Origin of the sequence: Frigoribacterium sp. CG_9.8 (genome assembly GCF_015751965.1) — a bacterium.
Classification (GTDB): Bacteria; Actinomycetota; Actinomycetes; order Actinomycetales; family Microbacteriaceae; genus Lacisediminihabitans.
Map to the genome: position 1 here is coordinate 15,744 of NZ_JADOVH010000003.1, position 20,722 is coordinate 36,465.

The window sequence follows — 20,722 nt, forward strand, 5'->3', positions numbered from 1 at the left end:
CTCAGGAATTCGATCGTCGTCCGCGCTTCGGCCGGGCGCCAGACAGCGCACGAAATGTGTCGTAGTCGGAGAATGCTGCGATAGCGGATCCGAGCCAGACGATCGCAGCAACCGCCTGTGCTTCCCTGGCGACAAGTGCGAGTCGAGCATCCGCAAGCATCGGTTCGGTCGTGGAGCGAGTGGCGGCGAGATCGCATTCCCACCAGCGGCGATAACGTTCGGCTACTGCCGTGGCTGCCGCCGGATCGATCGAGCTCGTCACAAGTACCTGGTCGAGCATCTCGGTCCATTCGGGCAGGCTGTCCAGTAACGGTTCGGTCATCCACGCGGCCGCGGCGTGCTGACCTGCGTCGGTGAGGCGGTAGAGCGGGAGCGAGTCGGCTGACATTCCCGCGGGTTCGACCAGTCCGGTGCGAGAGAGGCGTTCGAGAGTGCTGTAGATCTGGCCGACGTTCACCGCACGGCGATGCGGGGAGCGAGCCGCAAGCTCGGAATGGAGCTGAAGCCCGTAGCCTTCGCCAAGGGTGAGCACAGCAAGAAGCCCGTCCCGCACTGACATCGGCACCCTCTCCTGGACAATCAAACCTATGCTGAGTATATGTTAGATCGGGGATTGGGCAATTACACAGTTGTTATTTAGCGCCCTCTTCGGCAATAATTGGCGAGACAGCTTGCTGTCTAATTGAAAAGCGCAGCACGAAACATTCCGAGGTCGATGGGGAAGTCGCACCTCAACGGAATGGAGTTATCGTGGCTGCACCAACTAATACCAGTGTCGCAATGGCGCGGGGTGTGCTAATCGTGCACTCCTCACCACGCGCGCTGTGCCCTCACATCGAGTGGGCCGCGGGGGGAGCGATGGGCCGCGCCGTGAACTTCCAGTGGGACGAACAGCAGGTTCTCAAAGGCTCAATGCGCACCGAGTTCTATTGGGAGGGTGTCCAGGGCACCGGGGCCGCCATCGCTTCCGCACTGCGGGGCTGGGAGCACTTGCGCTTCGAGGTAACCGAGGATTCTTCTCCTGGTAGCGATGGCGGTCGGTGGATGCATACCCCCGACCTCGGTATCTTTTTCGCGCAGACCGACACCGCGGGCAATCTGGTGATCCCAGAAGACCGGGTGCGCTACGCGATGGAGATCGCCGGCTCTGATGCGTTCGAGTTGCACCGAGAGTTGCGCCTCGCCCTCGGGCAGGCCTGGGACGACGAACTCGAGGCATTCCGCCACTCCAGCGACACGAACCAGGTGGTCTGGCTGCACAAAGTCGGTTGAGGGCCGTTTGTGTACCGGGGGATGGGGACGGGGGGTTGGATACCGGGGGGTTGGATACCGGGGGGTTGAAGGCCGGGGGGTTGAAGGCCGGGGGGTTGAAGGCCGGGGGGTCGAAGGCCGGAGAGTCGAAGACCGGGGAGTCGGGGAGTTGCTTCGCCGAGGCAAGCGCCTCGAGTGGTTTACATTGGGCTGGAATGTGGTGGGCGTCGTCGTTCTAGCAGTGCTTGCGGTCACGTCGTCATCGGTCGCACTGGCCGGATTCGGATTGGACAGTTTTGTTGAAATCGGTGCTTCGACGGTGGTTCTGTGGGAGCTGGCGGGAACTGGGGCGGCCCGCCAACGACGCGCTCTGAGGCTGATCGGTGTCGCGTTTGTCCTATTGGCGGCCTATCTGCTTGTGCAGTCCACTCTCGCCCTGGTCACCGGACACCAGGCTTCGCCCAGCGTTGGCGGTGTCGCCTGGACAGCCGTGACTGCGCTCGTCATGTTCACCCTCGCCGCGCTGAAGGGACGCACCGGGCGGGCACTCGGGAATCTGGTGTTGGTTACAGGGGGCCGCGTTACCTTCATCGATGGCCTACTCGCGCTTTTCGTGCTGGTGGGCATCACTCTCGATCTCGTCTTAGGGTGGTGGTGGGCAGATCCGCTGGCTGGATTGGTAATCGTTTTCTATGCCGTCCGTGAAGCAATCCACATCTTCCGCACCGAACAGTCATAACCGAAGAGTCATTACCGGGGAGTCGCTGGAGTGTTGCACGTGTTGCAGGTTGCGCTCGGCGTGGTTGCGGGGCTGGTGCTTGTCTGGCTGGTGCTCGTTTGTGCACTGTGGATCGAGCAACGTAAGCACCGGGGTTCCACATCCCTGAAGGAGCTACTTCGGCTGGTTCCGGATGTTGCGCGTCTGCTGAGACGACTCGCCTCTGACCCTGCGGTGCCGGTCGGGGTGCGAATCTGGCTCGGAGTACTGCTGGTCTATCTCATCTCACCGATCGATCTCATCCCGGACTTTATCCCCGTGCTTGGTTACGCCGATGACGCCCTCGTGGTGGTGATCGCTCTTCGGTTTGCGACGCGCCGGGCTGGCTCGTCTGCAATCGAGCGACACTGGCCGGGAACTGCGGTCGGCCTCGCGGCAGTCCTACGCCTGGCAGGGTTGCCCAGATCTTGACCGTGCAGTGGCCATCGAAAATTCAGTGGAAACTCTGTACCGCCTACCTGCGGTAGACCTCGACGATGCGGTCCGCATAGTTTGTCGGTGAGAACAACTCACGATCAATGAGAGCGCCTCGAGAGAGGGTCACGAGCAGCGAGGGATCTTCGACGAGCGCCACTATCGCGTCGGCCAGTCCCGCATCATCCGCCGTCTGAGACCGATAGCCCGAGTGAAGAAGTCCCTCGGTGAGCTTTGGGTCGCAGTACAGCACTCCACGTTCACGACTGACCGCCTCTGCGATGGTCATCGGCTGGTTGTCGAATCCGAGCGAAGTGAGAGCGATCGCGGCTGAGGCATCCATTAGAGCGAGCACGTCATCATGGGGAAGGGCTCCGTGAACTGTGATCTCGGGGTGGTCGGTGGCGAGCTTCTTCAGGGCAGCGAAGTCTGATCCCTCACCGACAAAGTCCACGCTGAAACCGTTGTTAGTGCGTGCAAGCGCGATGATGACCGCTCGCGCGAAGTGCAGGGGCCGCTTGACCGGTTCGCAGCGTGCTACCCAAAGGAAGTTTGGGCGCCGCGCTTGCTCGATCGTGAGAGTGTTCGATTCGACATCCATCGTGGATATCGGGTTGGGTATCACCGAGATGTTTCCCGCGACTCCGGCGGCGGCGAGATCCTCGGCCTGGTGTTTTGATGGCGATACCACCTGCTTGGAACGCCGTGCCATTGCGATCACCAAGTTGCGAAGCACATTGTCGGTGGGGCGAGGGGTGAACAGGATATTCGGAATTCTCGTGCCAATTACCCGCCCGAGTGCCCAGCGAATAAACCAGGCAACGGAAGCCTGCGGCGTGCCCTCGCTTGCCCAGTACAGGCTGTGCACGGTGTGAATGAGCGGGATTCCGATACTGGCAGCCGCGCCAGTTGCCGTATGAGCCAGACCGAATTCGGTCTGAACGTGTACGATATCGACCCGCTCCGCCCGCAAGTATTCTTCGAGCACACCAACACTGCGGGCCGTGTTGGGCATCACCGCAAGATCGAGCGCCGGTAACCGAAATAGTGGCCTCACCTGCAGGCCGTCAGCAGTTCGCTGGTACCGTGCTCCCCCAATACCGCGAGCGGGAGAGATAATCAGCACGGTATGGCCGGCCCGTTCGAGCGCGAGCTTTTGTTGCCGCATGGAGGTCTGGGCACCTCCGACGTAGTCGAAGTAGTAGTCGCTGACGATCGCTATCTTCAGTGGGTTATCCGGCCCGGTCATACGCTCCGGAAAGCCAGAACGGCGTTGTGGCCGCCGAAGCCGAAGGAGTTGCTGATGGCGAGCAGTGGTCCGTCGCCGAGTGGACGGGCTGTGGTGACGACGTCGAGTGGGATATCAGGATCCTGCTCGGTCAGGTTGATCGTCGGGGGAGCGACGCGATCACGGATCGCCAGGATCGTGAAGATCGCCTCGAGTGCACCCGTGCCGCCGAGCAGGTGTCCGGTCGCACCTTTGGTGGCGGAGACCGGGATACTGTGGACGCGGTCTCCGAGCGCTGCTCTCAGCGCCGCATATTCGGCAATGTCGCCGATCGGCGTGCTTGTCGCGTGAGCGTTGATGTGACTGACCTCTTCAGGAACCGCGCCAGCCTGGGTGAGTGCGAGAGTGATCGCCCTGGATGCCCCACGACCCTCTGGATCGTTAGCCGTGATGTGGTAGGAGTCTGCGGTAATCCCACCGCCGGCAACCTCCGCGTAGATGTGGGCACCACGAGCGAGCGCGTGCTCCTCTGTCTCCATGACGATGCTTCCGGCACCCTCTCCCATGACGAAGCCGTCGCGGTCGATGTTGTAGGGGCGCGAAGCAGTCTCGGGGGAGTCATTGCGACGGGAGAGGGCTTGCATCGAGGAGAACGATGCGAGGGTGATCGGATGGATTGCGGACTCCGTGCCCCCCGCGATGATCACGTCGGCGAGGCCGAGCTGGAGGTTGGTATACGCGTTATAAATCGACTCTGTGCTCGATGCGCAGGCCGAAGCCACAGTGTGGGCGAAGGCTCGCGCGTGCAGCGCCATCGAGATCGCAGCGGATGCCGCATTCGGCATGAGCATCGGAACTGTCATCGGCAGCACCCTACGTGCACCCTTTTCGCGAAGGGTATCCCAGGCGTCGAGGAGGCTCCAGAGCCCGCCGATGCCGGTCGCGTAGTCCACACCGAAGCGCTCGGGGGCAACCTCCGGCTCACCGGCATCCGCCCACGCCTCGCGTGCCGAGATGAGGGCGAACTGCGAGGACGGATCAAGCCGCTTGGTCTCCTGGCGGGTCAACACATCTTCCGGTCGCACCTTGGCCTCGGCGGCGAAGGTAACAGGAAGCTCGTACTGTGCAACCCACTCGTGGGTCAGCGTATGCACTCCAGACTCACCGGCGAGGAGGGCAGCCCAAGATTCGGGGGCGGTGCCGCCAAGCGGCGAACTCGCACCGATTCCGGTGACAACGATTTTCTTGGTCATGGCGGCAACTCTCTGGTGAATAGACGCGGATGGCGTGGCCCAACGGGCACGGCCAGTCCTGAACGGGTCTGGCCTGGCCGGCCGCGTTGATGAGCCCAGCGGGCCCGTGTTCTTGAACCCGGTGGTACTAGGCCTGGGCGGCGACGATGAAGCTCACGGCGTCACCGACGGACTTGAGGTTCTTTACCTCTTCGTCCGGGATCTTCACGTCGAACTTCTCTTCGGCATTGACGACGATGGTCATCATTGAGATCGAGTCGATGTCGAGGTCGTCGGTGAACGACTTGCCCAGTTCCACCGAATCGGTGGCGATACCGGTTTCGTCATTGATGAGCTCGGCGAGACCTGCCAGTACTTCTTCGGTGGACAATGCCATTGTGTTATCTCCTTGGGGGTGTCGTTTGACCGTTGATTATCTTACGGGAGCACAACGACCTGAGCTCCGAAGACCAGCCCGGCGCCGAATCCGATCTGCAGGGCGAGACCGCCGCTGAGTTCCGGATGTTCGGCGAGCAGCCGGTGAGTTGCGAGGGGTATCGATGCAGCTGAGGTGTTGCCGGTCGTGGCGACATCACGCGCGATCATCACGGACTCTGGCAGCTTGAGCTGCTTGGCGAATTCATCGATGATGCGCATATTGGCCTGGTGGGGGATGAACGCGGCGAGGTCCGCCGCAGTGATCCCCGCGGCATCCAGTGCCTGCTTGGCGACTTTGGCCATGTCCCAGACAGCCCACCGGAAGACGGTTTGGCCCTCCTGACGCAGTGTCGGCCACTCGGTGTTTCCGTCGCGGAAGTTGGTGAGCGTTGAGTTCATGCCGACGGCATCCGCCTTAGAGCCGTCCGATCCCCAGACCGCTGGAGCGATACCGGGGGTGTCGCTCGGTCCGATGACCACGGCCCCTGCCCCGTCGCCGAGCAGGAATGAAATGGAGCGATCGGTGGGGTCGACAACGTCAGAAAGCTTTTCGGCGCCGATCACCAGCGCGTAGTGTGCGGCACCGGAGCGGATGAGCGCATCGGCCTGGGTAACCGCATAACTGAATCCGGCGCAGGCGGCATTGGTGTCGTAGGCCGCTGCCGGGTTGGATCCGACTCGATCCGCCACTACTGCGGCCATCGATGGACTCTGTTGCACGTTACTGATGGTTGCGATGATCACCAGATCGATCAGATCGGCGGTGACACCGGATTTTTCGATGGCTTCGCGGGCAGCATCCGTGGCGAGGTCCACTGCGAGGATTCCGGCTGAGGCACGCGTGCGGGTGATGATTCCCGTGCGCTGCTGAATCCACTCGTCACTGGAATCGATCGGGCCGATCAGTTCGTCGTTGGGCACAATCAAGTCGCCGCGCGCCGCCCCGTAGCTATAGATGCGGGTGAATTGCGCACCGTGGGTTTGGTTCAGGATGGGGTGGCTCATGATTTCCCGTCAATCAGGTCGAATGCCGCAGCGAGATCGTCGGGCGTCTTGACGGCCACCGCAGGCACTCCCTTGAGGCCGCGCTTCGCCAGGCCCACCAGGGCGCCTGCCGGTGCGATCTCTATCAGACCGGTTACTCCAGCTGATGCGAACGCGTCCATTGTCTTATCCCACCGTACAGGGGACGAAACCTGCCCGACGAGGAGGTCTATGAATGTGGCCCCATTCGATACGACAGTACCGTCTCGGTTACTCCAGATTGTCAGTGCCGGATCGCAGGTGCGGATGCCCGAAGCAACGTTAGCCAGATGAGCGACGGCCGGCGACATATACCGGGTGTGGAATGCTCCCGCGACCTGGAGCGGGATGACCCGTGCCCCGGCCGGCGGAGTGTCCTTGAGTGCCATCAGCCCGTCGAGGGCGCCGGCAACCACGATTTGCCCGCCGCCGTTGAAGTTCGCTGGCTCGAGTCCAAGCTCGGTGAGTTGTGCCAGCAGCTCCTCTTCCGCACCTCCGATGACCGCGCTCATCCCGGTCGGTGTCAGGGCTGCGGCGTGTGCCATGGCCGATCCTCGTTCGCGTACCAGGGTCATCGCATCCGTCTCACTGAGGATTCCAGCGGCTGTAGCAGCAGTGATCTCGCCAACCGAATGTCCGGCAACGCCGCCAATCTGCCCACGGCGCCCCTCGAGTAGGGCTGCGAGAGTGAGGATTCCCGCAGCGACGATAAGGGGCTGGGCGACGGCCGTGTTGCGAATCGTTTCGGCGTCAGAGGTTGTGCCATGCAGTGCGAGATCGATGCCCGCGGCCTCTGACAGCACGGACAGGTGGTCCGCGAAGCGGGGTTCAGAAAGCCAAGGGGAGAGGAAGCCCGGGGTTTGAGAACCCTGCCCGGGACACACAACGACAATCACCAGCCCAGTCTGCCGTGAGCACAGTGGCCACCGCTTGTAGTGATCCACCAAGAATTACGTCGCTTCTTAGTGAGTTCCACTGGACCGCACCCCTCAACGACGGCGCCCCGGACTGTCTGGCTCGGCTATTGACCCGATGATGAGAGCTGCCTGCAGAATAAGAGACTCGCGGGCGCCCGTGGCATCCCATCCGATCACCTCGGAAACGCGCTTGAGTCGGTACCGTACGGTGTTCGGGTGCACGAACAGTTCGCGGGCGGTGGCTTCGAGTGAGCGACCATTGTCGAGATAGCACCACAGCGTTGTGAGAAGTTCCGTGGAGTGTGCCTGCAGCGGTTTGTAAATGCGGTTGATGAGTGTCGCCCGCGCAAGGGCGTCACCCGCAAGCGCCCGCTCGGGGAGGAGGTCATCAGCGAGGGTCGGTCGCGGGGCGTTTCGCCAGGAGCGGGCTACCGCAAAACCGGCGAGTGCGGCTTTGGCGCTGCGGGATGCCTCAACCAGGGAGGGCACCTGGTGACCGAGAACGAGGTGTCCGTCACCGAATCCCGGCTCGAGCGCCGACGCAATCTCGAGGAACGGCATGAGCCTGGTATTGGTGGGTTCACCCTCCTGGGGAGTGGGATGCGCGCGCCCGATTACCAGGACGAGCCGGTTGCCCTGAACTCCGATCAGAACATCGGCGTCGAGGTGCCGAGCGGTACGTCGCAACATGTCGACATCGAGCATCTTCGGTGCCGTGCCGACGAGAACGGATACCTCGCCGTGCCCGTGCCACCCAAGCGCCGCGATACGCGATGGCAGCTCGTCATCGTATTCACCGCTGAGAATCGAGTCGACGACGAGAGCTTCGAGTCGGGCATCCCACAGTCCACGGGCCTCGGCCGCGCGGGCGTAGACATCTGCTGCGGCAAAAGCGATCTCCCGTGAGTAGAGCAGTATCGCCTCGCGCACCGTCTCATCGGAGCCCTTGACGCGGTCTTCGACCACTTCCACCGTCACCCGGATGAGTTGAAGGGTCTGCGTGAGGCTCACGGAGCGCAGCAGTTCGCGGGGAGCCGCGCCGAAAACATCCGCCGCAATCCAGGGTGTCGAGGTGGGGTCATCGAACCAGTGGATGAAAGAGGTGATGCCGGCCTGCGCGACCAATCCGACCGCCGACCGCCGGCCCGGCGGCATTTCGCCGTACCAGGAGAGCGTGTCGTCGAGCCGTTTGAGGGTCGCGGTGGCGAGCTCACCCGAGATCGCCCGAAGCCAGGCGAGCGTCTGTTCCTTGGTCTTGACCGCGGGTGCCATGTCGTCGCCAGCGCTGTGCTAGCTCTCGCCGCCCGCCGTGCCCGTCGTTCCGGCCGTCACATCATGAAGGCGATACCGCTCGATCGCCTGCTGCGGGATGCCAGGGTGAATTTTCCCCTGGGCCACCAGCAATTCGAGTGTGCGCACCACGAGCGATGGGCCATCGATCTTGAAGAAACGGCGGGCCGCGGCACGCGTGTCAGAGAAGCCGAAGTCGTCGGCCCCGAGGGTTGCAAAGTCTCCCGGAATATAGGCGCGAATCTGGTCGGGCACCGCATGCATGAAGTCGGTGACCGCAACGAATGGACCCTCGGCACCGGCGAGCTTCTGCGTGACATACGGCACGCGCTTTTCGGCGTTGGGGTTGAGGAAGTTCTGTTCCACGGCAGCGAGACCGTCACGGCGCAGTTCGGTCCAGGAGGTCACGGACCAGACATCCGCTGACACTCCCCAGTCCTCGGCGAGTAGCTGTTGAGCCTCGAGAGCCCATGGCACTGCGACACCGGAGGCGAGCAACTGTGCCTTCGGTCCCTGCACCGCGCTGCTGTTCAACCGGTAAATGCCCTGAAGCAGCCCCTCAATGTCGAGGTCTTCCGGCTCTGCCGGCTGCACCATCGGCTCGTTGTACACCGTGAGGTAATACATGACGTTCGGGTTCGGGTGCGAGCCGCCGTACATGCGATCGAGCCCATCCTTGACGATGTGTCCGAGCTCGTAGCCGTACGCGGCGTCATAGGAGATGACGGCCTGGTTGGTGGAGGCGAGGAGGATCGAGTGACCGTCGGCGTGCTGCAGTCCCTCACCCGTGAGCGTGGTGCGTCCCGCAGTGGCACCGACGATGAAGCCGCGTGCCATCTGGTCGCCGGCGGCCCACATCGCATCGCCCGTGCGTTGGAATCCGAACATCGAGTAAAAGACGTAGACCGGGATCAGCGGCTCACCGTGTGTCGCGTAAGACGTACCAGCCGCAGTGAATGCTGCGAAGCCGCCCGCTTCGTTGATGCCAACGTGCAGAATCTGACCCTGCGGGCTTTCCTTGTAAGCCAACAGCTGTTCGCGGTCGACCGAGGTGTACTGCTGCCCGCTCGGGTTGTAGATCTTCGCGGTGGGGAAGTAGGCGTCCATGCCGAAGGTACGGGCCTCATCCGGGATGATCGGAACAATCCGGTGACCGAAGTCCTTGGATCTGAGAAGGTCCTTGAGCAGGCGGGCGAAGGCCATTGTGGTGGCGATCTCCTGCTTGCCGGAACCCTTCTTTGCTACCGCATAGGCAGACTCGTCCGGCAGGCTGATGGGCACGTGTCGGGTGCGCCTCTCGGGCAGGTAGCCACCGAGGGCGGCACGACGCTCTCGGATGTACTGGATCGCCTCGTCATCCTCACCCGGGTGGTAGTAGGGGGGAAGGTACGGATTTTCCTCGAGCACGGCATCCGTGATCGGGATGCGCATCGCATCCCGAAACTGCTTCAGGTTGTCGAGCGTGAGTTTCTTCATCTGGTGGGTCGCGTTGCGTCCCTCGAATGACGGGCCGAGGCCGTACCCCTTCACCGTCTTGGTGAGGATCACCGTGGGCTGGCCCTTGTGCTCGGATGCCGCCTTGAAGGCCGCGTACACCTTGCGATAGTCATGACCACCGCGCTTGAGCCCCCAGACCTGGTCGTCTGTGTAGTCTTTGACCATCTCGAGTGTGCGAGGGTCACGTCCGAAGAAGTTCTCGCGCACATAGGCGCCACTCTCGGCCTTGTAGGTCTGGTAATCGCCGTCGGGGGTTCGATTCATGAGGTCGCGAAGCGCACCCTCCGAATCGCGTGCGAGCAGGTCATCCCACTCGCGTCCCCAGATCACCTTGATGACGTTCCAGCCGGCACCGCGGAAGAAGCTTTCCAGCTCCTGGATTATCTTTCCGTTGCCGCGCACGGGTCCGTCAAGGCGCTGCAGGTTGCAGTTGATCACGAAATTCAGATTGTCGAGACCGTCGTTCGCCGCAAGCTGGAGTGCTCCGCGGCTCTCCACTTCATCCATTTCACCGTCGCCGAGGAAAGCCCAGACCTGGCTGTCTGAGGCATCTGTGATGCCGCGGTTGGTGAGGTACTTGTTCGACTGGGCCTGGTAGACCGCGTTGATCGGCCCGAGTCCCATCGATACGGTGGGGAACTGCCAGAAGTCCGGCATGAGACGGGGATGAGGATAGGACGACAGCCCGCCACCGCGGTGGGACTTCTCCTGTCGGAATCCGTCCAGCTGGTCGGTCGAGAGCCGGCCCTCCAGGAAGGCGCGGGCGTACATACCGGGGGAGGCGTGACCCTGGTAGAAGATCTGGTCGCCGCCACCCACGTGATCGTGGCCGCGGAAGAAATGGTTGTTGCCGACCTCGTAGAGGGTGGCAGATCCGGCATAGGTGGAGATGTGCCCACCGACAGAGATGCCGGGTCGTTGAGCGCGGTGCACCATGATGGCGGCGTTCCAACGCAACCATGCGCGGTACCTGCGCTCGAGATCTTCATCGCCCGGGAATTCGGGCTCGTTCTCCGGGGCGATCGTATTGAGGTAGTCGGTGGTCGGAACCATCGGCACCCCGAGATGAAGTTCTTTCGACCGCTTGAGCAAGCTGAGCATTATCTCTCGCCCGCGTTCGTGGCCTTGCGCTGCTACCAGCGCATCAAGGGATTCCTGCCATTCGGCGGTTTCCTCAGGGTCCTGGTCGGTGTGATTCACCGAGTAGGGGTCCTGGTCGTTTACTGACAACGTCGACCTCGCATCTTTTCCGTGGGCAATACGTGGCTCTCTGGGTGACGATCGGGTTGCGACCATCGCCGGGATTAAGGGCCTTGGCAAGTCTAGTTCTCGGAGCTGCCAGCTCCCGCGCACGGTTGCTGATCGTCGTGACTGTGTCCAACCAAATGTCGACTGTCGGCCGCCAAGCAGATAGCTGCACCTCGTGTTCGCCGTCAGTGGAGCAAACGGAAGGTCGCATCCGTGCAGGAACGCCGCTCTCGGGCGTATGCTTACAGATCGTGTTTACCGCACGTTTACGTCTTCCGGAGGATAGGAACTGCACATGGCTCTGGAAAATGACACCCAGGCGCCCGACTTTGAACTCCCGAATCAATTCGGGGAGCACATCAGACTGAGCGACTTCCGCCACAGGAAGCCCGTTGCTCTCGTGTTCTTCCCCCTCGCCTTTTCGAGTACTTGCACGAGCGAACTGTGCGAGCTGCGCGACAACCTCTCGCTCTTCAGGGACAAGAGCATCGAGTTGTTGGGCGTGTCAGTTGATTCCAAAGCCACCCTCCGGGCCTTCGCCGAAGCGGACGGCTACGACTTCAACCTTCTTGCGGACTTTTGGCCCCATGGGGCGGTCGCCAAGGAGTATGGGGTCTTCCTTCCCGAGAAGGGCTTCGCGAACCGCGCGAGTTTTCTCATCGACACAAATGGAATCATCCGAGCCAGTTTTGTCACGGCTCCCGGTGAGGCGCGCTCGATTGCTGCCTATCGCGAGGCGCTCGCCGAACTTGCGCCCATCACCGTCTAAAGCCGGTCTGATCTGCCCGCGGGTGGGTCTGTCCCGTGGCGACAGTGCGGGCCACCCGCGCGGTGGGAGCGCAAGCCTGCCGCGACGTGCGGGCGGCGCAGATGCCTGTACGATATGGGTTCGCCGCAAATGTCCTGACGGGTGCGCGCTGCGGGCCTTTAGCTCAGTTGGTAGAGCGCCACGTTTACACCGTGGATGTCATCGGTTCGAGCCCGGTAGGGCCCACCATAATCGCGTGGCCGAGAAATCCAGCGAGCCTCCACAGAACTCAGACACGTTGTGAAGCTCAGGGTGTCGGTGCGTGGATTCGTTGAGTCGGGTCCTGTCGCACCGTGGCACACGACCACCGGTGTGCGCATGCCCAGCACATTGATAATCGGGCTAACGCCCGAGGATGACCATGTCGCGATGGTTCCCAATCACCCGGCTGTGATTTTTGCGCCCTTTGCCACCATCCTCTATGCGCGTCATGCTTCTGCTACATCAACGCCCCGCTGTACGAGTACTTCACGAATACCTCGGCCGCGATGCCCGATTCAGCGAGCGCGCCCTGCACGGCGGTCAACATGTACTTCGAGTCCCAGCCCAAGTAGAGGAAGTGTGATTCGTCCAGCGCGCACCACTGGCCGTTCCACGCCTGCGCGTCGAAGATCGGACCGCCGCGGCGGGCGCTGAATGCGACTACATCGGCGCGAGCATCCGCCCAGAGGCGCGTGAAAATGCGGGTGAACAGGGACTTGACGTCGTAAACCTCCCAGTGCTCGCCGCGGTACTCGACATACTCGAACTCCCGCTGCCAGCCACGTGGCCATCCGCGTCGCCGTTGCGCGTCAAGGATCGGCGTGAGCCCGTCGTCGTCGATACCCACCGCCACCGGGCGGGCCCAGAGAGCAAGAAAATCGACAGTGAGCTCCGTGGTTCGCTCGGCGATCGCCGCTGTTCCCCAGACCGGGACGTCGGTGAGCGCGCGGGTCCCCGGAATTGCGCTCATCGCATACAAGGTCCGTTTCGCGGAGAAAGAAGCACCGAGTGCTCTCTCGGCGGATGACGCCTCCACGAGGGCGAGATTGCCCAGCGTAGCTGCGAGGGCGCGGTGGCTGTTCTGTTCGTCGTCGGAATAGTCCGCCCAGGCGCGGATCCCATCACCGCTCCAGGTATCGGCTGGTGCCAGCGGGAAGATGTTGTCGACATCAAGCTCCGGGCCGCCGTCTAATTTGAGGGTGCCGTCCGCCCCAGCGAGTCGGCCGAGAACATAGCGGGCATGTGGAAGATCTCCGTATTTGAGGGCCACTCTGATGCGTGCGTCGGAGGGGGTGATCCGGGCGATCGCCGCGGTGAGGGCATCCGCTCCGGCCTCGCCTGCCCGGCACAGGCGCCCGACCAGTCGGTCGTTGTCCAGCCCGACGATCGTGCGTCGCAGCAGCAGCGACTGCACGAGTTTCAGAGTGTCGATCAGGGTGCTCGCCTTCGCGTCACCCGCATATTCGCGGTACGCGCGCATGACGAGCGGATACATTCCCCGGCCGAACGTGTTGGTGAACGCGAGCTGGCGGCTCACTTCCGCGTCATCAGCGAGCTCCGGGTGCAGCAGAATCCGGTAGATCTCGGAATACCCCCTCCACTCGGCGGCATGCCGGCGCAGGCTCTCGAGGTCGAGTCGAGGAAAGCGCTGCCGAAAGGCGTCATAGACACCTCGCCCGTCCGTAGCGTCTACCTCGCGCCCGGTCGTCAACACCAGGTAGTGACGCCAGAACCCGGCGATGGCATCGTCGGTATTCTGCTCGATCGGCACCCAGTAGGTATCTTCGATCTCACTTTGCTCGGCATGTGACATCCCCATTAGCACGTAGTTGTGAATCAACTCGTGATCGCGCAATGGTTCGCCAGTGGAGTTGAGGCTCTCGAAGATCTGCTGGGCATTCGCATCGGCGCCGAGGGTGATCGCGACATGTTCGAGGCGCTGCAGCCCGGTCCAGATGCGCACCACCTCTGACGCCGGAACCTGGCTGCGAAAGAAGGCGTAGTTATCGTCGAAGCGGGAGTCGTGAGAGTCGGCATCCGGGAGGCGCCCCCCGAGTACGACACTCTCGAAGATTTCGGCCCAGGCGCGATGCGGCCGAAGCTTGGTGCGCGCGCGGTCAGCCTGACTGACCAATACTTTTTCAAGATTGGCGGACAGCGCAGGGTCGGCGGCGAGCGCCGAATCAGTGAGCACGCTGTGGTGGAGTGCTGCGATCAAGAGCATGAGCGTCGTGATGCGCTGTTGGCCGTCGATGAGCACAAGCTCGGAGGCGCCCCGCTCGGTGCCGGGGGAGGGCTCAGTGCTCGCAGAGGACAGGATCGACCCGATGAAGTGCATGTGAGGTCGACCCGTGTCGGCGCCCGTGTCGATGCCCGTGTCAGTGCCCGTGTCGATGCCCGTGTCGGCTCCCGTGTGAGTGGCATCGGCAACGGCCCGGATGTCGGCCAGCAGTTGCTCGCACGCTCCGATGTCCCAGCGATACTGGCGCTGGTAGACCGGCACCACGATCGTCGTGTCTGCGGCCGAGAGCCAGGCGATTGTATTGACAGCGGTCGCTTCGATATTCGTGGCAGTTCCCATGATTGGCCCAAGTTTATTCGCACTCGAGTGCGATTTGAGCCTCCAAAATATCAAATGTTAGGCTTACCTAAGTTGGGTCTGTGAAAACGTGCTGGCCCCTTACGAAAGGTCATGATCCGCATCATGGGTTACATCAAATCCGCTGCTCTCGACGAGACCGGCTATGTCGTACTCGACCGCTATAACCAAGAGCTCGATCCCCAGGAATGGCGTGAGATCGAGTATGTCGACTGGAAGTCGTCCGGTGAAACCCAATTCGCACCGCTTGCGAGTGCGCAGGGTGAGATCGAAGTCAATGGCTTCTGGAACCACACGCCGCCACGCACCGACAAGGACGGCGTCTGGATCCCGTCCCAAGTCGAGAAGGCGCCAAATCTCGTACGCCGTGCCATGGAGCCGGGTGCGAATGTGGGACGATGCCGCGTTATCGAACTCCAGCCCAACGAGTATTCGGACACCCTGTACAACCTGCATCAGGATGACAACAACCGTCTCAATCCGGATGGTACCGGCTGGGTGGTTCGCGGATTTTTCAACCTCACGGATGACGCCGACAGCTTCTTTGTATTGCGCGAGAACCGCACCGATCCGAGCGTCGAATACCGCATCGCCCTCCCCGCTGGTGCCCAGCTGATCATCGACACCCAGCGCCTGTGGCACGCCGCAACACACACCGGTGCCGACGCCCGCTACTGCCTCATCACGTCATGGGAGTCCGGACCTGAGCTCGACGCCTACATGGAAAAGCACAATGGCGTCAGCCGCGTTCCCAATGTTGAGGTCCCGCAGGATGTCCTGGATGCCGGACAGGCTGAGCAGGCCCGTCGCATCGCCGCACGGGCAGCCTTCTATGCGGCCAAGGGTCAGGCCGAGAAGACGGCAATGAGCGAGGCCTGATCCGCGGCACGCTGGTACACGTTCGAGCTCACCACGCGCTCACCACGCGCTCACCGGTGCCGTAATCTCCGGTACCGGTGACGTGTGCCAGCGTGACCCGTTGCCGTAGTGGCTTGAGGCCCAAGGGGACGCCCAGATGGCCTGCTCGGTGATGTTCGTGGGTGCCGACGCTGCGAAGGCACTCACGATCGTCGAAAATGATGGATTACGCTGCAGGTTCTCGGCGGCTTTCTGGGCTGCGGTCACGAGGGAGTCGTAGCTTCCCAGTCCACCGCCACCGCCAGAGCCGTAGCCGTTGTTCATGGGATTATTGCGGTTCCACCAGTCATCGGTGCCGTTTTCCTGCCGCATCCAGCGCACCATCACGGTGATATTTGCTTCGGACTGTGGCCACCCACCGGAGAGCATCACCAGTTTTGCCCAGGCGTAATTCGTGCCGGTTGCCGCGAGGGATTCGACCCCCGCTGTCGCAGAGTAGCCGTCACGGGTTCCGTCTTGGAGCGATACACGCTCCGAGACGCTGAGTGTCTGCGGATGAGCGGCGATGTAGAGCGCGAGCTGCCCGGCGGCGTCCGGCGTTGCTGGCGGAGCGATGGCGAAGGTGGCAATGAGCGCGAAGGCTCCAATGGATGCCGCAATAGCCAAGGGTGAGCGGCGCGATGTTTGTGCCGTCCCACCTGGCTGCGCTGCGCGAATCGTGCGACGGGGCAGCTCTCTAGCGCGGCGGGAGGATGAGGGCTGGCGCGAAGGGATCATAGGAGAGTGACGTGCTGGCGACTGATGGTGAAGCTACCGGCGAATCAGCGCCGACGTTACCAGAGTGCCCTGCGCGGCAGTCGCAGCTGCGACGGTGGGGAGCGCCCGGCGACTGTTGCCCCACCCCCGCGCTGCATTTAGGCAGTCGCGCGGCCAGCTGCGGCCCGTCACCCCGATAAATGACACCGAACCCGTATCGTATGGGGCATGGAAGCTGGGCATGGGCACGGCGCTGACACCGGCGCTGACACCGCCGCTGACACTGCCGCTGACACTGCCGCTGACACTGCCGCTGACACTGCCGCTGACACTGCCGCCGACACTGCCGCCGACACTGCCGCTGACACTGCCGCTGACACTGCCGCCGACACTGCCGCCGACACTGCCGCTGACACTGCCGCTGCCGCACCGGCCGGCGCACCGGCGCAGTCAACCAGGTCGAACAGGGTGACCAACTCGACCGAGGAGTTCGAGCATTACGACGATGATGCGCTCGCCACGGCAATGGCGGATGAGGCCGAGCGGCTTGGGCTGACTGGCGCGATCGCGATCATCTCCCCCTTCAGCATCCCGTCGGTGGTGAGGGTTGCTCCCAGCCTCGCTGCAGTTGCGCCGGACCCCGCCCTCGATTCGGCGGATCTGCCGCTGATCTCCGGTCAGCCGGGAGTGTTGACCCGGAAGGCGACCACACCGATCGGCGAATTGCCGCTGCCGACCCGCCGGACGATTCGCGATGCGGAGCAGGCGCGTGCTCGCGCGGAGGCCGGGCAGGTAGAGACCGCCCGCCGATCGGGATGGCTCTCTGCTGTCCAGGCGGGGGTTCAGTCCGTGAAGGCGGAGACACCCCGCGAAGATCAGGATGCGCCTCCCCCAATAATCGACGATCTGATTGCATCGGCTCCCCTCTCACCCGAGCCATCCAATCCGGTCGCTGCGCACTCCCCGGTATTTGAGCTCGTCGAGCCGCAGCCCTACTCTGCTGCGCTTAATGTTGTGCCGCCTCCGTTGCTTCCATCCAGTGGTGTTCCGCCCACTGTTGGTCCACCGGCTGTCGATGCGCCCACTGCCAACCCACCGGTCGCGCCCACGTCGTTGCGGGCCGATCTGTCTGAGGGCGACGGGCTGCGTGCGCCTGGCACGATGAATCCGTGGCTCCAATCCGCCGCGATCGAGCTCGCCGAGGTGCGTTCTGCTCGCCAATGGGTGTTTGCTGTGGAGCTCAGCGGCTCGCGGCCGACCCCACTCGACCAGCGCGTTGGGCGCGCATCGCGCCTCTTCTGGCTCTGGTTCGCCGCAAATTCATCTGTGCTGAGCATCGCTTTCGGTGCAGCGATATTTTCCCTCGGAATGAGTCTGCGACAGGCAGTGGTCGCCGTCTTCATTGGTGTGGCGATCTCGTTCCTGCCGCTCGGCCTCGGCACCCTAGCGGGCAAGTGGAGCGGTCAGCCGGTGATGATCGTCTCGCGCGCTACCTTCGGTCATTTCGGCAACATTCTTCCGGCCACGATCGCGCTGATCTCGCGCCTATTTTGGGGTGCGGTACTGCTCTGGATGATCGCGGCGGCAACTGCACGCATTCTGGTTCGTGCCGGGCTCGCCGGACCCCTGACCGAATTGCAGTTGATGGTGATCGTCATGGCCGTGAGTTTTCTCCTCGCGTTGAGCGTTGCATTCTTCGGTTATGCGCTGTTTGCGCGAATCCAGTTGGTGCTCGCCATTCTCTCTGCCGTGCTCATCGTCGCCCTCGGTGTCGTCACGTGGCCAGCGGTAGATATCTCGACCGCTCTGACCGTGGCAGACGGTCCTGTGGTCCTTGTGGTGACCGGGGTTGTGCTCGTGTTCAGCTTTGTCGGGCTGGTCTGGGCGAACAGCAGTGGAGATCTCGCCCGATACCAGCGTCCGAGCTCGTCGGGTGGGGTATCGATGCTGTGGGCCTCATTCGGGATGACGGTTCCCGCGTTCCTCCTTATCGGTTACGGCACCCTACTCGCCGCGTCGAGCACCGCAACCGCCGCGGGCCTCGGTAGCAGTCCGATCGACACTATCGCGGCGATGCTCCCCGGTTGGTACCCGGTGCCTCTGATCGCGGCCACGGTACTCAGTCTCCTGTCCGGGGTGATTCTGAGCATCTATTCGGGTGGGTTCGCCCTCGAGGCCACCGGTGTGAAGGTGACGAGAAGTGTTGCGGCCGTCATCGTCGGACTACTTGTTTTTGCCGTCGCAATCGCTCTTGGCTTCACCGTCAACAACGTCGTCATGGTGTTTCGCGACCTTGCCACCACTCTCGCGGTTCCGGTCGCTGCCTGGGCGGGGATCTTCTCTGCCGAGATGATCCTGCGCCGTCGGCGTTTTGACTCCGGGTCACTGCTCGCGCGCGGTGGAATCTATCCCGACGTCCACTGGCGGAACTTCTCGATGCTGTGTGTGGCATCCGTCATCGGATGGGGATTCACGTCTGCTTCGCTGCCGGGACTCACCTGGGAGGGCTACCTGTTCACGGCGGTCGGGGTGCCGCTGTCGAGTCCGCTCGGAGCAACAGACCTCGGAGTTTTGGTGAGCCTCGTTCTCGGACTGCTCACCCCGTTCGTCGTTGGAATCTCGACGATCCGCAGCCAGGAACGTCGGCAGGCGTCGCGCACCTGATCGCCATTGCCAGCAGATAACCAGCCGGCGAGGTTCGTTACCGACGGCCAGCCGCTCCGAAACTACAATGGGCGGATGTCCATTTCTGCTTCCGTCGCTTCGAGCGCGGGATCTACCGTCGCGGATGTCTGCGCCATCATTGAACGGATCTGGCCGGTTGCCGGTGCAGCGAGCTGGGATGCACCTGGCTTGCTCAGCGGCGATCCCGGTGCCCCCGTGATCTCAATTCACCTCGCAGTCGACGCGGTACCGGATGTGGCCGATGAAGCGGTCGCCGCGGGTGCCGACCTCCTGTTCGTGCACCATCCACTGCTGCTGCGGGGCGTGACCACTGTTGCCGAGGATCGCTACAAGGGCGCTGTGCTCGCCCGACTGATCCGCGGCGGATGCGCCCTGGTTGCCGCCCACACCAATGCGGATGTCGTCGAGACCGGCACCTCGGCCGTCCTTGCCGCGCACCTCGGCCTGATTGATCCGCGTCCGATCACCGTCGGCGAAGCGCCGTCCCGCGGTATCGGGCGAGTCGGTCGCCTCCCGGAGCCGACCACGCTCGGCAGACTGGCCCGCCAGCTCGCTGAGATTCTGCCGGCGACGGCATCGGGCATCCGCGTTGCCGGAGATTACGATCGCGTAATCACAACGGTCGCCCTGTGCGCAGGAGCGGGCGATTCACTTCTCGGGGAGGCTGCGGTCCACGCATCCGATGTCTACATCACCTCCGACCTGCGGCATCATCCGGCGTCGGAGTCGAGGGAGAACGCCAAGGTCGCTGGGGGTCCGGCTCTCATCGATGTGTCGCACTGGGCGAGCGAATGGCTGTGGCTCGATGTGGCGGCTGACGAGTTGCGCTTAGCACTTCCCGGCGTCATCGTCACGGTGAGCGATCTGCGAACCGACCCCTGGGATTTCACGATCGTCCAATGACCAACCGAATGAGGCACCCATGGCACTGAAGGCCAGTCCGAACGACCAAGCCAAGCTGCTTGAGTTGCAAGCTCTCGACACGCGAATTCAGCAACTCGATCACCGGGCGAAAATGCTCCCGCAACTGGCCAAGATAGCCGGTCTGGAGAGCGAATCGACAGCGCTGCGGGTGGAGACGATCAGTGCGACCGGCGTTCTGGAGGACACCAAGACGGAGCTCGGACGCATCGAGTCCGATGTTGCCGTGGTCGAGGCCCGCATCACCCGCGATACCGATCGACTGCAGGTATCGACCTCGGTCAAGGATGTTGCGGGGCTGGAGAGCGAGCTTGCCGGTTTGACCCGTCGTCGGATGGAACTCGAGGATCTCGAGCTCGGGGTGATGGAGCGGGTGGAGGCGCTTGAAACTGCTTCACGCGAGTTGCGGACGAAACACGACGGGGTGCAGGAGATGATCGCCGGCGTCGTGGCTGAGAAGAATGAGGCACTCGGAGTGATCACGAGCGAGCGCACCGATTCGGCGGCGGATCGTTCGATGATCGCGAGCAGACTCCCCGAGGATCTCCTCGCGCTCTACGAGCGCCAGCGTGCCCGCTACGGCCAGGGAGCATCCATGCTGAGGGGAGGAGTCTCGGAGGCGAGCGGGCTCAAGTTCAACGAGTTTGACATGGCGGCGATTCGCTCTGCTGCCCCTGACGACGTTGTGATCTGCCCGGAGAGCAGCGCGATCCTTGTGCGCACGGGGGAATCCGGGCTCTAGCGCGTCGCTACCGCACGCTCCTTCCGTACAACGCCTCTCGGCTAAGCTGTGACGT

The 20,722-nt window shown here is 62.9% G+C and carries 18 protein-coding genes and 1 tRNA gene; 9 read left to right on the forward strand and 10 right to left on the reverse strand.

Annotated features, from left to right (window positions below; genetic code table 11):
• Position 1: 1 nt before the first annotated feature.
• A complete protein-coding gene (locus tag IWX88_RS07810) occupies positions 2 to 559 on the reverse strand; it encodes a PadR family transcriptional regulator (protein ID WP_196829034.1) in 558 nt (185 codons plus the stop codon).
• Between the two features lie 221 nt (positions 560 to 780).
• On the opposite strand from IWX88_RS07810, the gene IWX88_RS07815 reads away from it, so the two are divergent.
• The 3 genes from IWX88_RS07815 to IWX88_RS07825 all read left to right on the forward strand — a co-directional run bounded on the left by IWX88_RS07815 (position 781) and on the right by IWX88_RS07825 (position 2,440).
• Positions 781 to 1,272, forward strand: a complete 492-nt coding sequence (locus tag IWX88_RS07815; RefSeq protein WP_196829559.1) for a DUF3145 domain-containing protein — start codon at positions 781 to 783, stop codon at positions 1,270 to 1,272.
• Between the two features lie 148 nt (positions 1,273 to 1,420).
• Positions 1,421 to 1,990, forward strand: a complete 570-nt coding sequence (locus tag IWX88_RS07820) for a cation transporter (protein ID WP_196829641.1) — start codon at positions 1,421 to 1,423, stop codon at positions 1,988 to 1,990.
• A 30-nt stretch (positions 1,991 to 2,020) separates the two neighbouring features.
• A complete protein-coding gene (locus IWX88_RS07825) occupies positions 2,021 to 2,440 on the forward strand; it encodes a DUF1232 domain-containing protein (protein WP_196829036.1) in 420 nt (139 codons plus the stop codon).
• A gap of 43 nt (positions 2,441 to 2,483) precedes the next feature.
• Here IWX88_RS07825 and IWX88_RS07830 read toward each other — a convergent pair whose 3' ends face one another.
• The 7 genes from IWX88_RS07830 to aceE form a co-directional block, all read right to left on the reverse strand.
• Positions 2,484 to 3,692 carry a glycosyltransferase family 4 protein gene (locus tag IWX88_RS07830; RefSeq protein WP_196829038.1) on the reverse strand — a complete coding sequence of 403 codons (1,209 nt, stop codon included), beginning with the start codon at positions 3,690 to 3,692 and terminating at the stop codon, positions 2,484 to 2,486.
• A complete protein-coding gene (locus IWX88_RS07835; RefSeq protein WP_196829040.1) occupies positions 3,689 to 4,924 on the reverse strand; it encodes a beta-ketoacyl synthase in 1,236 nt (411 codons plus the stop codon). The genes IWX88_RS07830 and IWX88_RS07835 overlap by 4 nt, the downstream gene beginning before the upstream one ends.
• Positions 4,925 to 5,051: 127 nt before the next feature.
• A complete protein-coding gene (locus IWX88_RS07840; RefSeq protein ID WP_196829042.1) occupies positions 5,052 to 5,300 on the reverse strand; it encodes an acyl carrier protein in 249 nt (82 codons plus the stop codon).
• Positions 5,301 to 5,341: 41 nt separating this feature from the next.
• A complete protein-coding gene (locus IWX88_RS07845) occupies positions 5,342 to 6,346 on the reverse strand; it encodes a beta-ketoacyl-ACP synthase III (RefSeq protein ID WP_196829044.1) in 1,005 nt (334 codons plus the stop codon).
• Positions 6,343 to 7,260, reverse strand: a complete 918-nt coding sequence (locus IWX88_RS07850) for an ACP S-malonyltransferase (RefSeq protein WP_196829046.1) — start codon at positions 7,258 to 7,260, stop codon at positions 6,343 to 6,345. Before IWX88_RS07850 ends, IWX88_RS07845 begins: the two co-directional genes overlap by 4 nt.
• A gap of 93 nt (positions 7,261 to 7,353) precedes the next feature.
• A complete protein-coding gene (locus IWX88_RS07855; protein WP_196829048.1) occupies positions 7,354 to 8,553 on the reverse strand; it encodes a CdaR family transcriptional regulator in 1,200 nt (399 codons plus the stop codon).
• Positions 8,554 to 8,571: 18 nt separating this feature from the next.
• A complete protein-coding gene (aceE, locus tag IWX88_RS07860; RefSeq protein WP_196829050.1) occupies positions 8,572 to 11,298 on the reverse strand; it encodes a pyruvate dehydrogenase (acetyl-transferring), homodimeric type in 2,727 nt (908 codons plus the stop codon).
• A gap of 313 nt (positions 11,299 to 11,611) precedes the next feature.
• Between aceE and IWX88_RS07865 the strand changes: the two genes are divergently transcribed.
• Entirely contained in the window at positions 11,612 to 12,085 is a 474-nt protein-coding gene (locus tag IWX88_RS07865) for a peroxiredoxin (protein ID WP_196829052.1), read from the forward strand.
• A 152-nt stretch (positions 12,086 to 12,237) separates the two neighbouring features.
• Positions 12,238 to 12,313 (forward strand) — tRNA-Val (locus tag IWX88_RS07870).
• Between the two features lie 250 nt (positions 12,314 to 12,563).
• Here IWX88_RS07870 and IWX88_RS07875 read toward each other — a convergent pair.
• Entirely contained in the window at positions 12,564 to 14,687 is a 2,124-nt protein-coding gene (locus tag IWX88_RS07875) for a DUF262 domain-containing protein (protein ID WP_196829055.1), read from the reverse strand.
• Between the two features lie 123 nt (positions 14,688 to 14,810).
• Here IWX88_RS07875 and IWX88_RS07880 point away from each other — a divergent pair, with 123 nt between their 5' ends.
• Positions 14,811 to 15,584: a hypothetical protein gene (locus IWX88_RS07880; RefSeq protein ID WP_196829057.1), complete on the forward strand. Its 774-nt coding sequence runs from the start codon at positions 14,811 to 14,813 to the stop codon at positions 15,582 to 15,584.
• Between the two features lie 39 nt (positions 15,585 to 15,623).
• Here the strand turns inward: IWX88_RS07880 and IWX88_RS07885 are convergent, their stop codons facing one another.
• On the reverse strand, positions 15,624 to 16,229 hold the full coding sequence (locus IWX88_RS07885) for a hypothetical protein (RefSeq protein ID WP_196829059.1): 606 nt from the start codon (positions 16,227 to 16,229) through the stop codon (positions 15,624 to 15,626).
• 318 nt (positions 16,230 to 16,547) lie between these two features.
• On the opposite strand from IWX88_RS07885, the gene IWX88_RS07890 reads away from it, so the two are divergent.
• The 3 genes from IWX88_RS07890 (at position 16,548) to IWX88_RS07900 (ending at position 20,667) form a co-directional block, all read left to right on the forward strand.
• Positions 16,548 to 18,983, forward strand: coding sequence for a cytosine permease (locus IWX88_RS07890; RefSeq protein ID WP_196829061.1), 2,436 nt, complete (start codon positions 16,548 to 16,550; stop codon positions 18,981 to 18,983).
• Between the two features lie 75 nt (positions 18,984 to 19,058).
• Complete coding sequence (locus IWX88_RS07895; RefSeq protein WP_196829063.1) at positions 19,059 to 19,907, forward strand: Nif3-like dinuclear metal center hexameric protein; 849 nt, start codon at positions 19,059 to 19,061, stop codon at positions 19,905 to 19,907.
• A gap of 19 nt (positions 19,908 to 19,926) precedes the next feature.
• Complete coding sequence (locus tag IWX88_RS07900) at positions 19,927 to 20,667, forward strand: zinc ribbon domain-containing protein (protein WP_231369041.1); 741 nt, start codon at positions 19,927 to 19,929, stop codon at positions 20,665 to 20,667.
• Positions 20,668 to 20,722: the final 55 nt, after the last annotated feature.

What these genes read in the sequence shown, in the direction of transcription:
- IWX88_RS07810 (WP_196829034.1), bottom strand. Translation starts at nt 559, where the DNA reads ATGTCAGTGCGGGACGGGCTTCTTGCTGTGCTCACCCTTGGCGAAGGC.
- IWX88_RS07815 (WP_196829559.1), top strand. Translation starts at nt 781, where the DNA reads ATGGCGCGGGGTGTGCTAATCGTGCACTCCTCACCACGCGCGCTGTGC.
- IWX88_RS07830 (WP_196829038.1), bottom strand. Translation starts at nt 3,692, where the DNA reads ATGACCGGGCCGGATAACCCACTGAAGATAGCGATCGTCAGCGACTAC.
- IWX88_RS07835 (WP_196829040.1), bottom strand. Translation starts at nt 4,924, where the DNA reads ATGACCAAGAAAATCGTTGTCACCGGAATCGGTGCGAGTTCGCCGCTT.
- IWX88_RS07840 (WP_196829042.1), bottom strand. Translation starts at nt 5,300, where the DNA reads ATGGCATTGTCCACCGAAGAAGTACTGGCAGGTCTCGCCGAGCTCATC.
- IWX88_RS07845 (WP_196829044.1), bottom strand. Translation starts at nt 6,346, where the DNA reads ATGAGCCACCCCATCCTGAACCAAACCCACGGTGCGCAATTCACCCGC.
- IWX88_RS07855 (WP_196829048.1), bottom strand. Translation starts at nt 8,553, where the DNA reads ATGGCACCCGCGGTCAAGACCAAGGAACAGACGCTCGCCTGGCTTCGG.
- IWX88_RS07865 (WP_196829052.1), top strand. Translation starts at nt 11,612, where the DNA reads ATGGCTCTGGAAAATGACACCCAGGCGCCCGACTTTGAACTCCCGAAT.
- IWX88_RS07875 (WP_196829055.1), bottom strand. Translation starts at nt 14,687, where the DNA reads ATGGGAACTGCCACGAATATCGAAGCGACCGCTGTCAATACAATCGCC.
- IWX88_RS07880 (WP_196829057.1), top strand. Translation starts at nt 14,811, where the DNA reads ATGGGTTACATCAAATCCGCTGCTCTCGACGAGACCGGCTATGTCGTA.
- IWX88_RS07890 (WP_196829061.1), top strand. Translation starts at nt 16,548, where the DNA reads ATGGAAGCTGGGCATGGGCACGGCGCTGACACCGGCGCTGACACCGCC.
- IWX88_RS07895 (WP_196829063.1), top strand. Translation starts at nt 19,059, where the DNA reads ATGTCCATTTCTGCTTCCGTCGCTTCGAGCGCGGGATCTACCGTCGCG.
- IWX88_RS07900 (WP_231369041.1), top strand. Translation starts at nt 19,927, where the DNA reads ATGGCACTGAAGGCCAGTCCGAACGACCAAGCCAAGCTGCTTGAGTTG.